This window comes from Prevotella mikamonis, from assembly GCF_055381405.1.
In genome coordinates, this window is sequence record NZ_AP035785.1 from 2,015,841 (window position 1) to 2,032,534 (window position 16,694).

The 16,694-nt window shown below is 49.0% G+C and carries 16 protein-coding genes and 1 tRNA gene; 11 read left to right on the plus strand and 6 right to left on the minus strand.

Annotated features, from left to right (window positions below; all coding sequences use genetic code 11):
- Window positions 1-33: 33 nt before the first annotated feature.
- The 8 genes from ACZ42L_RS08510 (at window position 34) to ACZ42L_RS08545 (ending at window position 8,556) form a co-directional block, all read left to right on the plus strand.
- Complete coding sequence (locus tag ACZ42L_RS08510; protein WP_464715828.1) at window positions 34-459, plus strand: BCCT family transporter; 426 nt, start codon at window positions 34-36, stop codon at window positions 457-459.
- A 151-nt stretch (window positions 460-610) separates the two neighbouring features.
- Complete coding sequence (locus ACZ42L_RS08515) at window positions 611-856, plus strand: hypothetical protein (protein WP_464698315.1); 246 nt, start codon at window positions 611-613, stop codon at window positions 854-856.
- On the plus strand, window positions 820-1,506 hold the full coding sequence (locus ACZ42L_RS08520; protein WP_464715829.1) for a transporter: 687 nt from the start codon (window positions 820-822) through the stop codon (window positions 1,504-1,506). Before ACZ42L_RS08515 ends, ACZ42L_RS08520 begins: the two co-directional genes overlap by 37 nt.
- A gap of 139 nt (window positions 1,507-1,645) precedes the next feature.
- A complete protein-coding gene (locus ACZ42L_RS08525; RefSeq protein WP_464698319.1) occupies window positions 1,646-1,906 on the plus strand; it encodes a hypothetical protein in 261 nt (86 codons plus the stop codon).
- A 100-nt stretch (window positions 1,907-2,006) separates the two neighbouring features.
- A complete protein-coding gene (locus ACZ42L_RS08530) occupies window positions 2,007-2,663 on the plus strand; it encodes a flavodoxin family protein (RefSeq protein ID WP_464698321.1) in 657 nt (218 codons plus the stop codon).
- 13 nt (window positions 2,664-2,676) lie between these two features.
- A complete protein-coding gene (locus ACZ42L_RS08535; RefSeq protein WP_464698323.1) occupies window positions 2,677-3,213 on the plus strand; it encodes a flavin reductase family protein in 537 nt (178 codons plus the stop codon).
- A gap of 348 nt (window positions 3,214-3,561) precedes the next feature.
- Complete coding sequence (locus ACZ42L_RS08540) at window positions 3,562-6,897, plus strand: SusC/RagA family TonB-linked outer membrane protein (RefSeq protein WP_464715830.1); 3,336 nt, start codon at window positions 3,562-3,564, stop codon at window positions 6,895-6,897.
- A gap of 21 nt (window positions 6,898-6,918) precedes the next feature.
- Window positions 6,919-8,556, plus strand: a complete 1,638-nt coding sequence (locus ACZ42L_RS08545) for a SusD/RagB family nutrient-binding outer membrane lipoprotein (protein WP_464715831.1) — start codon at window positions 6,919-6,921, stop codon at window positions 8,554-8,556.
- A gap of 136 nt (window positions 8,557-8,692) precedes the next feature.
- Here ACZ42L_RS08545 and ACZ42L_RS08550 read toward each other — a convergent pair whose 3' ends face one another.
- From ACZ42L_RS08550 to ACZ42L_RS08560, 3 genes are all read right to left on the minus strand, one after another.
- On the minus strand, window positions 8,693-9,142 hold the full coding sequence (locus tag ACZ42L_RS08550; RefSeq protein WP_464715832.1) for a hypothetical protein: 450 nt from the start codon (window positions 9,140-9,142) through the stop codon (window positions 8,693-8,695).
- Window positions 9,139-9,681 (minus strand): very short patch repair endonuclease, encoded by a 543-nt coding sequence (locus tag ACZ42L_RS08555; protein ID WP_464698331.1) that lies wholly within the window; start codon window positions 9,679-9,681, stop codon window positions 9,139-9,141. Before ACZ42L_RS08555 ends, ACZ42L_RS08550 begins: the two co-directional genes overlap by 4 nt.
- A 488-nt stretch (window positions 9,682-10,169) precedes the next feature.
- Window positions 10,170-10,243, minus strand: a tRNA-Ile gene (locus ACZ42L_RS08560).
- 211 nt (window positions 10,244-10,454) lie between these two features.
- On the opposite strand from ACZ42L_RS08560, the gene ACZ42L_RS08565 reads away from it, so the two are divergent.
- On the plus strand, window positions 10,455-10,991 hold the full coding sequence (locus tag ACZ42L_RS08565; protein ID WP_464715833.1) for an LOG family protein: 537 nt from the start codon (window positions 10,455-10,457) through the stop codon (window positions 10,989-10,991).
- Between the two features lie 95 nt (window positions 10,992-11,086).
- Here ACZ42L_RS08565 and ACZ42L_RS08570 read toward each other — a convergent pair whose 3' ends face one another.
- From ACZ42L_RS08570 to ACZ42L_RS08580, 3 genes are all read right to left on the minus strand, one after another.
- Window positions 11,087-12,271 (minus strand): FprA family A-type flavoprotein, encoded by a 1,185-nt coding sequence (locus ACZ42L_RS08570; RefSeq protein WP_464698334.1) that lies wholly within the window; start codon window positions 12,269-12,271, stop codon window positions 11,087-11,089.
- An 8-nt stretch (window positions 12,272-12,279) separates the two neighbouring features.
- Complete coding sequence (locus tag ACZ42L_RS08575) at window positions 12,280-13,218, minus strand: carbohydrate kinase family protein (RefSeq protein ID WP_464698336.1); 939 nt, start codon at window positions 13,216-13,218, stop codon at window positions 12,280-12,282.
- 337 nt (window positions 13,219-13,555) lie between these two features.
- Entirely contained in the window at window positions 13,556-14,302 is a 747-nt protein-coding gene (locus tag ACZ42L_RS08580; RefSeq protein WP_464715834.1) for a four helix bundle protein, read from the minus strand.
- A 99-nt stretch (window positions 14,303-14,401) separates the two neighbouring features.
- Between ACZ42L_RS08580 and ACZ42L_RS08585 the strand changes: the two genes are divergently transcribed.
- On the plus strand, window positions 14,402-15,067 hold the full coding sequence (locus ACZ42L_RS08585; protein ID WP_464715835.1) for a Crp/Fnr family transcriptional regulator: 666 nt from the start codon (window positions 14,402-14,404) through the stop codon (window positions 15,065-15,067).
- A gap of 4 nt (window positions 15,068-15,071) precedes the next feature.
- Window positions 15,072-16,691 (plus strand): pseudouridine synthase, encoded by a 1,620-nt coding sequence (locus ACZ42L_RS08590; protein ID WP_464715836.1) that lies wholly within the window; start codon window positions 15,072-15,074, stop codon window positions 16,689-16,691.
- The last annotated feature ends 3 nt before the right edge of the window (window positions 16,692-16,694 follow it).

Genomic DNA, 16,694 nt, shown 5'->3' on the forward strand with positions numbered 1-16,694 from the left:
GGGATTGCTGTCACAATTTGTTTAAAATAAACTATGATATTACAGAAATCCACTTTCACACGTACTGTGGCCTATCCAGGGCTGTTTGTCTTGATAGTCTTGTCACTGGTCTGTGCCCTTTTTCCCGAATGGACAAGCGGCATGCTCACCACCATTCAGTCTGCTATTTATAAGAATCTGAGCTGGTCGTACATCCTTTTGGTTTCCTTTTTCTTCATCTTCCTGATGGTGCTGGCATTCAGCAAGCTCGGCAATATACGTTTGGGAGCCGCCGACTCCAATCTGCAATATATTCCCATCACATACTACAGCGACGGACGAACGGGCAACGACATCCAGTATCTGAACAAGGAAGAAATCATAGCCGACGTACTCCGCGAGTACGAACGCTATCTCAGCGTTGTCTCAGACGACGAGAAAGCAATGATGTTTGTGGATAAGGAGAAGTATAAATCGTGACGGATAAAGTCTGACAAGCGTATGCCGACCAGTTGCACAACAAAGAGATTGCTCAAAAAAAACGACACATCAGCGTGTATCTTGTCGTATTTCTTTTCCATAAAAAGACAGATTGAGGTATCTTTGTAGCCGGAATAAAAATACCTTATCAATGATGAAGCGAACAAAAGGAATTCTCGTGTCGGCCCTGTGTCTCCTGTTGTGCTGCCCCACCACGGCCAGCGCACAGGATGATATTGACTTCTCGCCCGACTGTCCTGGCGCTACCACAGGACCAGACGTCATGCCCCAAGGCAAGATAGACTGGGAGACGGGTTTCTCTCACGAATGGAATCGCCGCAACGGAGCGCACGAACGCACGTGGGTCATCAACACCTCTACCTTCCGATCGGACTGACACCCAGCACCGAACTGCGCCTGCAACTCGACGAGAGTGCCACCCACACTGCCGAAGACAACTATGCCGGCATCTCCAATGCCTCCGTCGGGACGAAGATAAAAGTTTTCGACGGGGCTGGCGCACTGCCCAAAGTGGCCTTTCTCGGCACGCTGCTGATACCTGGTGGCAGCCATTCCCGCTATCTTCCGCAACACGTCGGCATACAGACCCACCTGCTGTTTGAAAATGAAATCGGCGATGTCGTCAGCCTAGGCTATGATATCGGTGCGGAATGGAGCGGAGAGACAGACAACCCCGACCTCTTCTTTGGTCTCTGCCTGAACTTCCAACCCACCGACAAACTGAGTTTCTTCCTGGAGAGCTACAACCTTTACAACTCACAGAAGCAGGACGACTGGGCTAAGCCAGGGCATGCAAGCCACTTCAACTGCATGAGTGAGATGGGTGCAGCCTATATGGTTTCACCCCGGTTGCAGCTCAATGTCTACGGCGACTTCAACTTCAACGAACCGTCGAAATACACTAATCTCGGCATCGGTCTGGCATGGCTTCTCAACTGCCTAGCCTCAACAGCACTACTGCCTAGCCTCGGCAGTATCGCTGTTCGGGCCTTGCAGCAACACTGCGGAGGCCTTGCAGTTTTTTGAAGTAGACGAGTTGAAAAAAGTAAACAAGTAGACAAGTAGACGAGTAGACAGCCCTCTCGCCTTGAAAGAGGGTTAGGGTGAGGCTACTATCTCCAGTTGCCGCCGCCTGTACTCCGACGGACGCATACCCATATGCCGCTTGAAGAACTTGCAGAAGAAGGGAGCATTAGTAAAATGGAGCGACTGCGAAATCTGCACATTCAAGGGACAACAGCTACGCATGCCGTGCCAACTGAAAGAAGACCCACGCATGGAGGTGAAGCAAGCTATGGTAGACAAGATGCCTGCACTGAAGGATATCATGGGAGAAGACCTGAGCGGCGGCGTAATGTATCAGGTAACCCATGCCACAGCCGTGATTGCCGACCTGAAAGGAAACACCGAGACATATACATTCTAGAAAGGATTGCCTGGCAACTCATATAATGTTTGAGAGTCGTCATCACACCACCAGTCGGACAGATAAAAAGTCTTTCCGGCTTTTTTTCGAAATTACACAGATGAAAAATATTATTATCTTTGACGGCGGTCCACGCAAGAATATGAACACAGGCAGCATGATAGAGGCTTTCAAGGCCGGGGCAGAGTCTGTGGGACAGGATATTGAGGTGAAGCGCGTACGCCTCTACGAGATGGACTTTAAGGACTGCTATGCCTGTATGGCGTGTAAACTGAAAGACAGCAAGTTCCGCGATGTGTGCGGACGCAAGGACGGACTGACCGATTCTCTCCGCGAGGCTGCCTATGCCGACGGCATTGTGTTTGCATCACCCATCTACTTCAGCGATGTCACTGCACAGCTTCATGCTGTCGTCACGCGCCTGTTCTACCCCTGGCTCAGCTATAAGGACTTCTCTGCCAATCCACCCAAACGCGTGCCCACGGCCACCATCTACACGATGAACGCCAACGATATGCAGCAAGAGCAGATGCAGCCCATGTACAGTCATTTGGAAGGACTGATAGAACTCTTCATGTCGAAGCCCGAACGTGTACTTGCCCTCAACACCACGCAAGTGAAGAATTATGACCGATACGAGATGGACGGACTGCGCCCCGACCTGAAGAAACCTTGGCGCGACGAGCATTGGGAGAAAGACCTTCAAAACTCTTTTGATGCAGGCAAGCGCATGGCTGAAAAGATAATGGCAGAATAACAAGGAAAAGAAGATGAACAAGAGACCAATCAATATCATCGACAGTGCCAGCGACATCTTGCGCGCACTGCAAAAAGGAGTATTCATAACGACCCGGAATGGGGACAAAGTGAACAGCATGGTAGTGGAATGGGGTACACTGGGCAACAACTGGGGACGCCAGGTCTTCGTGTGCTACGTACGCGAGAGCCGTTACACCCATGAAATGCTGGAACAGAATCCGGAGTTTACGGTCAACATTCCTGTAGGAGAATACGACAAAAGGATTTTCCGCGTGTGCGGAGGCAAGAGCGGTCGCGACATGGATAAGGTGAGCGAACTGGGACTTACGCTGGTAGAAGGAAGCAAAGTGGGCGTCCCGGCCATCAAGGAACTGCCCCTGACACTTGAATGCAAGGTTATCTATCGGCAGAAAGAAGACCACACACTGCTGCCTGAGGATATTCGGCAGCGCTTCTACCCTGCCATCACAACCCGAAATCACGATACCGACCAGGATGAACACTTCATCTACTTCGGCGAGGTGGTAGATGCTTACGTGGTAGAGTAGTTCTCGCCTGCCCACACTTTACAGGCTTTTCATATGTACCGGCGGAAAGAAGTATCATTGCTCTTTCCGCCTTTTTGTGTACCCACACAACAAGAAAAGCAACCTATAATAAGGATAAAAATACTTTTATTTACTAAAATTAACAAAAAAACAATTGTCCGTTCACAATTTTAGTTTAAGTTTGCAAACGTTTCATACCAATAACGAAAAGATTACATTCCTAATACAATATAAAGGTTATGACGTTACTAGCCTGAGGAACTATGGAGTCTAGAAACTTTGAATGTATTGAATGCTAAAATAAATAACGGATATTTTATCATCACATAATCCTTAATTTAAATAACAATGAGAAAAAATGAAAAAGCGTTTTGGCTCTCACTAAGGGCTAGCCTGACGGTATTCATGATGTTCTTTGCCTTCACATTGATGGCACAGAACGTAACTGTCAAGGGTTCTGTAAAAGATCAGAATGGTGAACCTGTCATTGGAGCCACTGTAAAAGTAGCAGGAGCAAAGACCGGCGTCATCACCAACATGGATGGTGAGTACATGATCAGCGTACCCAAAAACGCAACCTTGGAAATCAACTACATCGGCTACAACTCGAAGACCGTTGCAGTAGATGGAAAATCACAAGTAAACATTGTTCTTAATGAAAGTTCTACGGAACTGAACGAAATCGTGGTAACCGCGCTCGGTATCAAGAAGGATGCTAAGAAGGTGGGCTACGCCATCAGTACGGTGAAGTCGGACGAACTCATCAAGACTCAGTCGCCTACCCTGGGTACAGCTCTCTATGGTAAGGCAGCCGGTGTAGATATCAAGACAGCTCCCGGTGGAGCGGCAGGTGCTATCTCTATCAACGTGCGCGGTCTGAGTTCTATCACGGGTACAAATCAGCCTCTTGTAGTGCTCGACGGTGTGCCAATCCGTAACGGTGAAGCCAACAACAGCGACTACTGGACCGACCAGCGTGTCAACTCCAACGGTTTGGCCGACCTTAACCCGGAGGATATCGAGAGCATTTCTATTCTGAAGGGTGCTGCGGCTACAGCTCAGTACGGTTCGGAAGGTGCTAATGGTGTTGTGATGGTTACCACAAAGAACGGTAAGGGCGGTAAGGGTGTAGGTGTTACATTCAACGCCAGCGTAACAGGAAACTTCGTAGCCTACATGCCTGAATATCAGACTACCTATGGTCCTGGCGCTGCTCCACAGAGCCGCATCTCAAGCGGTGCCGATGCCTATGGTTTCTATACCCGCAACGGCAGTGGTCGCAATGGGCTGACAAAGAACGAATATAAATATGTGAGCGGAACTTCTTACTGGGGTCCCAAGTACGATGGTAGCGACGTACTCTACTACGACGGTACTGTGCGCAAGTTCAACCCCATCTCTTCAAATCCATACAGCGACCTGTTCCGTACAGGTGTAGACCAGCAGTATAACGTGGCTGTTACCAACTCTTCGGACAAGGGCAACCTCCGCTTCTCCTATACTTACTTGAATTCACTGCCCAACCAGTATAATTCTACGTTCGACAGACATAACTTTGCATTGAACGGTACTCAGAACATTCTCAGCAACTTGAAAGTTGACTACAGCGTGAACTACATGATAGAGAATGTGAAAAACCGTCCTTACCGTATGTATCGTCTGCTCTGTAACTTCGCCGGTATGTTCGGTGCTTTCGATGATATCAATTACATCCGCAACAGCGCCATTACTCCTTCGGGATACATGAACCGTACCTGGAACGACAACCAACAGTATGAAGCTGATGTGAACAGCGGTTACGAGTATGGATTTTCCAGTAAGAGTGGTTTGGTAGACGAATATCTCTGGAACATCTACGGCAAGACACAGGAAGAACGCAACAACCGCTTGATTGCCAAAGTAGCCCCGACATGGGACATTATGCCCGGACTGAGCCTCAGAGCCAGCCTTGCAACCGACTATACCACCAACAAGCGCGAGAACAAGAACTCTTCTGACAAGGCGCTCGGCTTTGGTGCTAGCGGTGACTATTCACTCAACCAGTATCGCTACACCATCATCTACGGTGACGCTATGCTGACTTACGACAAGAATCTCACCAACAAACTCAATCTGTCGGCTTACTTAGGCTGGTCTGGCCGTCGTGAAACCCTATGGGATCAGACTTCTGCTACCAATGGTGGCCTGTCTGTCATCAACTGGTTCAACCTGAATGCTTCCAGTTCTAAGGCCAATACCAACGTGAGAGAACTCCGTATGCTCAAGACCGCAGCATTTGGTGGACTCACATTGTCTTATGACAACTGGGCTTACCTGGAAGGTACACTCCGCAATGAAAAGATTTCTACCCTCTACAAGGGCAATAACTCTTTTTGGTATCCATCTGTCAACGCATCTATCCTCGTTTCTGAATTGCTGAAAGAGCAGAAGCCGGCTTGGATGGACTATACCAAGGTGCGTGCATCTTACGGTATCGTAGGTCTTGCTCCTGAGATATACAAAGCTACGATTGCCTATAATCAGCAGCAGGCATCGGGCTATATCTACGCTATGCAACCCAACGATCTCGGTAACAACGAAATCAAGCCTGAGCGTACCTACGAATGGGAGTTCGGTGTTGAAGGCCGTTTCCTCCAGAACCGTTTGGGCGTAGACTTGGCTTACTATACCAAGACCGTGAAAGACCAGATTCTCAGCACGACAACCGCTTGGTCTTCAGGTGCTAACAGTATCTTGATGAACGTGGGTGAATTCCAGAACCACGGTTTTGAAATGGCACTTACCGGTACTCCTATCCGCAACAAGGACTGGAATCTCGACCTTCGCTTCAACATCGCATTCAACCGCAACAAGGTGAACAAGTTGGCAGAAGGCGTCAGCCGCCTGGAACACAAGAACTGGGACAACGGTGCTGCTTATCTCTACTCGGAAGTGGGTGGTTCTATCGGTGACATCTATGCCTATGCTCCCAAAACTGATGACAAGGGCAACACCATCATCGACTCTGACGGCTATATCGCTTTGACCGATGCACCTGTAAAGGTAGGTAACGTGATGCCTAAGTACACGGGCGGTTTCGGATTCAACCTGAGCTACAAGAATGTATATCTCGACATGTCACTCGACTTCCGCAAAGGCGGTTCAGTACTCAACTTGCCTTATCAATACCTGATGGGCCGCGGGTCATTGGTAGACAGCAACAAGTGGCGCGACGCAGCAAACGGCGGACAAACCTACTATCTTGACAACGACAACAACGTAGTTCCTGCTACCTCTGCTCCTGCCGGCAAGGTACTCTATGATGATGGTGTTATCTTTGACGGTGTGACAGAAGACGGAAAGCCGAATACCAAGATGGCTTCTGCCCAGCGCTGGTACAACTGGTCATACAACTGGGGAACAGGTGCTCCTACCTACTACTCACACTCTATCTTTGACAACACCTACGTGAAAGTTCGCGAAATCGTGATTGGCTACAAATTCCCGAAGGCTATCTGCGATAAGATTCACGCTACAAAGCTTTCCGTATCTGCCTACGCCCGTAACCCATTCTACATCTACAAGCGCATGCCTATCTTCGATGCAGAGGCTACCGACGCAACAAGTTGGATAGAGCAGAGCTGGATCGGTGGTTCTTCTGTTACGACCCGCTCGTTCGGTGTATCTCTCCAAGTAGGTTTCTAACTTTATTAAAAGTATCAGACAATGAAAAAAATATCATTAATCATATGTGGTCTTGCAGTGATGGCCGGCCTGGCTTCTTCTTGCAGCGACGACCAATACACAACATTATATGATGATCCCAACAAGACCAATAATGTTGGCTGCGATAAATTGATGACCGGTGTATTCATTCAGGAGTCCACAGGCCGTAACTACGCCTACAATACTTATTGGAGAATGTATACATGGGATAACATCTTTGCCAAGTATGCTCAGACCGTAGGCTATAACAACGAGTCGGGTAGCGTATACTATGCAGCCGACAGTTATGCCGACGACCGTTGGGAAAACTTCTATATCATGCTGGCCCAATTCCGTACATTAGAGAATAAGTACAACAGTGAGAGCAAGGAAGAGCAAGCCAATGACAAGGTGTACAAGGATTTGGCCGAAGTCTATGTACTTGACCAACTGACACAGATGGTCGACATCTTCGGCGACATGCCGTTCTCAAAGGCTTCCACCCTGGGACAGACCAACCAGTTGCTGGCTTCTATGGCTCCTTACGACAACGACGTAGACATCTATCGTCATGCGCTTAACCGTTTGGGTGAACTCTATAAAGACTTGTCTGCTACCAAGCTGACATCTCTTCAGACCAAGGTACTGTCTGCTCAGGACTTCGTTGCCAAAGGTAACTTCACCAAGTGGATTGCCTACACCAACTCTCTCCGTCTGCGCGTAGCCATGCACGTGGCTGCCCAAGGCGACCTGACCACCGAAGCACGTGCTGCTATCAAGGAGTGTATGACACGTCCGCTCATCGACAATGACGATAAGAATGTAGAACTCTATGCCGACCTCGACGGTTTTAACTATTGGGAAAACTTCCGCGACTCCTACAAGGATGTCAACAATGTGGCTTCACAGCCCATGATTGACGCCATGCAAAAGGTTGCCGGTACTGACGACCCACGCCTACAGGTGATGTATCAGAAGAACAGCGAGGGCAAATTCGTAGGTAAGAGCCGTACCGAGACAGCCAACTTCCAGTCTACCCACTCTTCTTCTTGGAACGAAGGTGGTAATCTGAATTGGGGTAAACACTATTATTCATACCTCGACTCTTGTACCTTCACAGGCAACAACTACTTCATCAGCCCAGTGATGACGGCAGCCGAAGTACACTTCCTGAAGGCCGAAGCCATCCAGAACAGCTGGGCTAGCGGCAATGCCAAGGACGAGTTTGTAAAAGGTATGATAGCTTCCACCCGTTTCTATTATCGTCAGAACAACCACGAATACGAAGGTGCCAAGCACCCTAGTACCAAGATGACTCCTACAGGAACGGTTGCAGATTATCCAGGTGATGCCGCAGTCACCGCTTATGCAGAAAAAGTATGGGATGCTTACAGCAACAAGCTCGAAGCCATCATGACCGAGAAGTGGGTTCACTTCGGTGTCATCCAGCCTACACAGGCTTGGACAGACATCCGTCGTACCGGCTTCCCCGTCCTGTCCTACCCTGCCGACAATCAACAGCAGAATCAGGAGTTCCGCAATCTGCCTAACCGCGTAATGTGGCCTAACACCGAAAAGGCAAGCAACGCAGCTAACTACGAGGCTGCCGAGAAAGTACAGCCCAACAAGCCCTCAACTAAGCTCTTCTGGGCTAAATAAAACGTATTCATTACGCAGGAAATCCTCCTGCGTAAGCATATAAAAGACCTCCGAAGCATTAAAAATGCTTCGGAGGTCTTATTTTTAGTAGAAATTCCAGATTAGGATAACAGGATGTCAAACAGTATCATTCTTATCAGGGTAAGCTTCTACACGAGGATAAGTCTTGCAACACCTCTGTGACTTCATCCATTGAACAGCAAACGGCAGTGAAGAGCTTGTACATCAGTTCCGGCTCTACCTTTTCTGGGATGTACGCTATAACAGGCTTTCCAGCTCCTGCAAACCATCCGGCTTCCGTGTGAGCCGAACGACCACATGGCAAAACAAGTACACATACATCGCAAGAACCTATCGCCTCCACATCGTTCTTAAACTGTCGCTCTGCCAAAGGATGATGTAATTGCTCGCGGTATTGTTCCGGAGTCCACTCCTGCCAATCCTCCCCCACCAGATGCCACTTGAACCCAGCATTTCCTGACGGTGGATTGCGAAAATCATAGACCTCAAATCCCTGGTCTCTAAGCTGTCTTACCACATCTGGATAATAACCGTTTTTCCATGATGATGCTATATACAATTTCATATTCTATCAATATTATAAGGTGGAACTTCTTCCGCTACCATCTGCCTATCCTCTTCAGGGATAGTATAATGCCGGACGGAGTGGTCTTGAAGATATATCTCATTCAATGTGAATGCAAGAGACTCCAATGTCTGATTCCTAGCTTTCGGCTTGAGCTGACACTCCCAAATAGTTACAGAGTGCCATCCCATTGCTGCCAATTTCTGTTGTACCTCACGGTCGCGTTCTTGATTCCTCCGTATTTTCTTCACCCAGAATTCGGTGTTCGTCTTAGGCATCTTACAGCAAAGTGAATTCTCAATTTGTGTAGTTCGTAACCGCACATTGTGTCCATGCCAGAAACAGCCATTGACAAATATACAGGTGCGGTATTTCCGCATTACGATATCAGGCCTCCCCGGCAAGCGAGGATGGTTCAGCCGATAGCGGAATCCATGTCCCCACAGATAACGGCGCACAACCATTTCCGGTTTTGTGTCCTTGCCATGTATGGCAGCCATGTTTGCATGTCGTTGCTGCGGAGTCTGAATGTCGGACATAAGTCAGGATAGTTCTCAAAGATGTCGACTGATATAGCACGGTCATCTTCCATTTTAGAAAACCTTTATGCACAAAGATAGTAAATCCGTTTTAATAATGCAGTCTTTTGCAAAGCATTTTATTCATCGCCACACTGAACAGTATAAGCAAAACGCCAAAGTCGCAACATTGCCTAGGACGGGAGAAAAGAGATAATAGGAAACTGCTGCAAACAGAAGAGTATATACGATGTATCCAACAACCCTCCATATCCTGCCCTCATCATTTTGCTGTCTAGTGAGAAAGAACGCAAGGACTGCCCCTATAACGGTTGGTACAGCCAAAATTTGCACTGCAAAATATAATATCCACAACAGTTCCATACTATTTGTTTTTATTTCAAACTCTCTATAACATTTCCCAAAGTTTGGTTCAAAAGCGGACAAGTAATAAAAATACCATAAAAAAAAGCACTTACAAAATCTTTGTAAGTGCTTGATTTTCGTTGTGGACCAGCCTGGGCTTGAACCAGGGACCTCCAGATTATGAGTCTGTTGCTCTAACCAACTGAGCTACAAGTCCGGCTTATTCCAAGGCGGAATAAGTTTGCGGATGCAAAGATACGGTGTTTCTGGGAAACAACCAAATATTTTCTTTTAAAAGAATGAATTGGGGACAACAAGGGGCTTCAGGGCGAGGTACATCATCGATACAGGATGATGTCGAGACGATGGAAGTTGGATATATCGCATGAATTTACTATATTTGCAGGATTCGATTCAAAAAAGACAGTATGAAGATTACAGTATTTTGTTCAGCCAACAACAATATCGACCCGGATTTCTTCAAGGCGACCGAGGAACTGGGGGCATGGATGGCTGCCAACAGGCACACGCTGGTATATGGCGGAACCGACCTGGGATTGATGGAGTGTATCGCCAAGACCGTACACAAGCATGGCGGACAAACAATCGGAGTCGTACCGACGAAGGTGGAGGAACACGGTCACACGTCGAAATACAACGATGTGGAAATACCATGCGACAACCTGAACGACCGCAAACAGCTCATGCTTCTGCATACCGACATCGCCATCGCCCTTCCGGGAGGTGTGGGTACGCTCGACGAGATTTTCTCAATGGCGGCTTCCAAGTCTATCGGCTATCACGACAAGCGCGTGGTACTCTACAACATCAAGGGCTTCTGGGATAAGACCATCGAACTCCTGGACGACATGCAGCAACGGGGATTCATCCGCGGAGACTATCACCGCATGATTATACCCGTCAGTTCGTTGGACGAACTAAAGACTGTTCTTTCGGAAGAATAGCCAGTCGGTCTCCAAGCCATCAAACAAACAAAGTGCTGACAGGGATTCCAATCTGTCGAAGGGAATCCCTGTCAGCACATTTGCGTTTATAGAGTTTATCCTCTCAGCTTCTCGGCCATTGCCCGACCGAGCGCACGGCACTTCTCCTTTGTCTCTTCCGTGAGTGCCTGTTTCATCTCCACCGGCTCGCCCACCACATCGAAATGGATGTGCTGTTCGTTCCATTCACCTATTTTCTGAACAGCCTTGCTGGCCCAGCCGTAGCTTCCGAACCAACCGATATAGTGGTTCTTGATATCGCGATTGGCAATTTCCTGCAACAGAACGTCCATTTCATGATAGAGACCGTTGTTATAAGTCGGTGCACCTACTATCAATCCACGATAACGGAAGATGTCACGCAGGATGTAAGAGTGATGTGTCTTCGACACGTTATACACCATGATATTTTTCACACCAGCCTGCGAAGCCGCACGGGCAATACACTCTGCCATGCGCTCGGTATTGCCATACATCGTCCCATAGCATATCACCAGCCCCGGTTCGGTCTCATACTTCGACATACGGTCGTACAGAGACACCACGCGGTCGGCATATTCGTGCCATACAGGCCCGTGAGTAGAGCAGATATAATCTATCTGTTCGCCGGCCAACTTCTTCAGTGCATTCTGCACAGGCGTACCATATTTGCCCACAATATTGCTGTAATAGCGTGTCATTTCCAGCCATGCCCATTCGGTATTAATGTCGCTGTCGAGCAGTCCACCGTTCAATGCACCGAAGCAACCGAAGGCATCTCCCGAAAACAGTACATGGTCTGTGACATCGAGGGTCATCATGGTCTCAGGCCAATGTACCATCGGAGTCATGAAGAACTTCAGCGTATGATGCCCCAATTCGAGCGTATCGCCGTGCTTCACCTCCAGATGATTATCGTCTACCCCATAGAAACCACTCAGCAAATCAAACGATTTTTTATTGCCTATCACCTGTATATCGGGATAATACTTGCGCAGCAACTTAATCGAACCGCTATGGTCCGGCTCCATGTGGTTCACCACCAGATAGTCTATCTTCCGGTCGCCCAACACCTCGTGGAGACTCTCTATGAACTGCGAAAAGAAATCTACCTCTACCGAATCAATCAGGCACACCTTGTCATCATCTATCAGATACGAGTTGTACGTTACTCCCGAAGGTAGAGGCCACAGTCCTTCAAACAGACTCTTGTTGCGGTCGTTGACACCTACATAGTAGATTTTGTTTTTTAATTCTATCATGATTTCGTCTAAACGTTTAAAGATTTCATTTTATTTCCAAACTCCGCCGACACGTAGTTATAAATATCCTTGCAACTCTCGGCCGAGAACATCTGCCCGTAGCCGATGGCCTTGTCCCACTGCTCTTCGCTCAGTCCGCGGTCTATATCGTCGCGCGTCACCCCACCCTTCAGCAGTCCATAGATGAATCCGGCATTGAAGTTGTCGCCTGCCCCGATGGTACTCACCACGTCGGTATCTGCCACCGGATAACGCTTAGCCAACTTATTCTCGGCCCGCAGTTCCGTAGGAGCATCGCCACAGGTGCAGATAAACTTCTTGCAATAGAATGATATTTCGGCATTATACACCCTTTCAGGCTCTTTCAGGCGATAGAGTATCTCAAAATCCTCGATACTTCCGCGCACAATATCGGCATACTCCAGATTCTCAATGAGATTCGGCGTAATCTTCATAATCTCATTGCGGTGCGACGCACGATAGTTCACATCGTAGTAGAGGATGGCTCCGCGACTGTGGGCATACTCCAGAAAAGCCGACACCTGCGGACGGATAACAGGATTCACTGCAAAAAATGAGCCGAAAAGCACCACATCGTCGCGCTGCACGTCGGGATAGATAAAGTCGAGTTGGTCGTGCGGATGGTCTTTATAAAAGATGTAATCGGCATTGTTTTTCTCGTCTAGGAACGCCAGAGAGATGGGCGACTTGCTCTCTGCAAACACATTCACGCTGTCGGCATTCACGCCGTTGTCGCGCAGAAAACTTACCACATATTCCCCTATCCTGTCGTTGCCGGCCTCACCGATGAACGTGGTATTCACCCCCGACCGTCCCAAAGAGATGGTAGCATTGAACGAAGAACCACCAGGAACTGCCGAGATGGGCTGCCCGTTCTTAAATATAATATCGAGTACTGTTTCCCCGATTCCTATTACCTTGCGCATAGATACATTGATAATGACACGTCAGAGCCGGCATTCCAAGAATCCGGAATACAGCCCCGACATTGCTTCTGTATGCAAAGGTAATCTAAATATTCATATATCGTGACAATGGCAGCCCTATTTTTTTACAGAATAATTGAGAGAGAAGCAGATGGTGACGGGATTATAACCATCTGTCTAAAGCCCAATGATGGAGGTTGGCAGTAATTTTTCTGATAATTGATGCAATCACAACAAATTATATCCAATTTACTGCAAAGGCTCTGCAATATCGCTGCAAAGCCCGAACAGCACTGCTGCAAAGGCCAGACAGTAACGCTGCCGGGGCTTTGCAGTATTATATGTTTCTTGTTCCTTGACAGTTAGGATAGTCACTACAGCTCCAAAAATCATGCCCCGCATTGATACCCCTCTTAGCCATACGCCGTATCATAGGCTTACCACATGTCGAACAAGACGGCGCTCCTTGAGCTACTGCAAGTTCCCTTTGCGTGCTGACACGCTCTTGGGTCAGATTCTCCGTAAATCCACCTTCCTGCTTAAAACGCTCTAACTGACCAGCTATCATCTTCTGCAACATAGAGATATTTCGATTGATAAGCAGCATCATGGCATTCAGGCGTATGGACAATTCGGTACATTCCGTCCACGGTGCAAATTTTTTACGCTCTCGCTGAATATGCACCCAAGCATCATGTTCTATATCCTCGCTATACTGAGGAGGCGATAATTGAATCGCAGTAAATTTCCGGTAATCCACCGAATGTTTCGGCCACGGCTCACAGCCCATTTGTAACGACAGACTAAAGAAGTCGCCAAGCAATTCGGAAAGACTGGCCCGAGCCACATCATTGAGTTTCATCTCTGTCTCACGTGAGGTCTGATGCCTGGAACACCCTTCAGCAATATTAGCCGTCACCGACCGTGCTGCCATCGTCATCTGGTCGTAGAGACGTCCACATGGGTCGTTATGCCGGTTCAGGTAACTCTTACAAAAAGCCAACGTAGCCTGTTGCACGATGTTGGCCATTATCCATACATCCAAGAAATAATAGCCTTTGATTGATTTAATGGTAATAGACATAAAGCACTCTTTAAAGGATTCGACTATTCGTGTAATCGCCAAAACGATTAATTGGCACAAATATACGAAAAAAGCTGGATTTTTCGTATATTTGTACTCATGGATAATAAGATTCTGAAAGCACTCAAACAATGTCCGCTCTTCGCCGACATGAGCGACATGGAAATAGAAATGACACTCTCGGCAGCCCGCTACCGTATCGTGGAATACGACAAAAAGGATGTATTCGCGCTCACAGGCATGCCGTGTCAGTATGTCGACATCGTAGTGAGCGGTACACTGATATGCCGCATGGTGGGCATCAGTGGCAAGCAGGTAGAGGTGAGCCGACTCACCAAGGGCGACATCGTAGCCCCGGCCTTCATCTTCGCCCAAGACAACAAGATGCCCGTGAGCGTGGAGACCGACACCAGGGTATCTGTGCTTCGCATGAAGCCCGAAGTGTTCATGGAACTGATGAACAACGACCCGAAACTGAACCTGAACTTTATCCGCGTGCTTTCCGACATCGACGCATTCCTGACCCGTAAGATGAAAGTGCTGTCGCTGCTCACCGTGCGCGAGAAAGTGGCCTACTTTCTGCTCGAAGCTGCCGGCAAGCAAGGCTCGCTCACCGTGCGGATAGACCAGTCGAGACAAGAAATTGCCGACTCCTTCGGCATACAGAAATATTCGCTCCTGCGCGTACTCTCCGAGATGTCGGCCAATAAAGCCATCAGCATCGACGGCAAGACCATCACCATTCTAGACCGCAGCAAACTTTGACCACATGGTATTTCATCGGCTCACCGACAGCACCGAGCGCCCACTGCGCTTCAACAATCCTTTCTATTATCAGCCTCACCCACTCTGCCTGACGGCCGCCGGGCAACTCATGGCACGACTGGCAGCAACGGCCTCCACCCCTTTTGGTCAGGAAATCGCTGCCGGCAAGATGTTCGGTGTGCTCATCGTAGCACTGGAGAACGGTGAAATGGGGTATTTACAGGCCTACAGCGGACAAATATGTGGGCGCAGCGACTGGGACGACTACGTGCCGGCGGTATTCGACTATCTGCAACCTGACGGTTATTTCAAGACCCACGAGCAGCAAATCAGTGCCATCAACGACGAAATAGTGCAACTGGAAAGCAGCACTTCCTACCGACAACGGCAGCAAGACCTGGCATCCATTCGGGCAGAGGGACAAACGGCCATAACTGCCCAACGCTGCCTGATGGAGCAGAGCAAACGGCGGCGCGATGCACTGCGGCAATCGGGCCAAAACTTCGATGAAACCGCGCTTATCAGAGAAAGTCAGTTCCAAAAAGCCGAACTACGGCGCATCAAACAGTATTTTGCCCAAAAAGAGCAGCATATCTGCGATGAAATCGGCGATTTTGAAAACCGCATCCAGACACTCAAGACCCAACGACACCAAATGTCTGACGCGCTGCAAATATGGCTCTTCAGCCATTTCTCCCTACTCAATGCACACGGAGAAACACGCGATTTGCTCGACATATTCGCACCAACGGCAGCCGGCATTCCCCCTTCGGGCAGCGGAGAATGCTGCGAACCACGCCTGCTGCAATATGCCTATCAGCACCGCATGCGCCCTTTACAGATGGCTATGTTCTGGTGGGGAGCGTCGCCTAAGCAGGAGTTGCGACGCCACGGACGGTTCTATCCAGCCTGTAACGGCAAGTGCAAACCCATCTTGGAGTGGATGTTGCAAGGGCTTGACGTAGAAACCAATCCGCTCGATGCCGATACCCACGACGAACTGCGCACCATAGACGAGGGCGAGCACTACGTGGTGGTAGACAAGCCGGCAGGCATGTTGAGCGTTCCGGGCAAGAGCAAGCGCGAGTCGGCAGCCTCTATCCTGCGCGCACGCTACCCTGAAGCCGACGGACCGATGATGGTACACCGTCTCGATATGGCCACATCGGGGCTGCTCATCGCTGCGCTCGACATGCCCACTTACGTCTATCTGCAACGCCTCTTTGCCACTCACCGCATACAAAAACGCTACGTGGCACTGCTCGACGGTGAGGCCGAAGGACCTACAGACGGGACTATCGAACTGCCATTGGCACCCGACATCATGGACCGACCAAGGCAGAAAGTGGACCGCGAACACGGACGGTGGGCCGTGACACGCTACCACATCATAGAAAGAAAAGACGGGAAAACACGCATAGCACTCTTTCCGGAGACAGGACGAACACACCAACTGCGTGTGCACTGCGCCCATCCGGACGGGCTCAACTGCCCCATCGTGGGAGACGAACTATACGGAAAACGGGCCGACAGGATGTATCTGCATGCCGAGGAAATAAAAATTGCGCCCGACGAAGCTTATCCGTGGGACGCAATGAAATGGGTATGCGAAGCCGACTTCTGACCG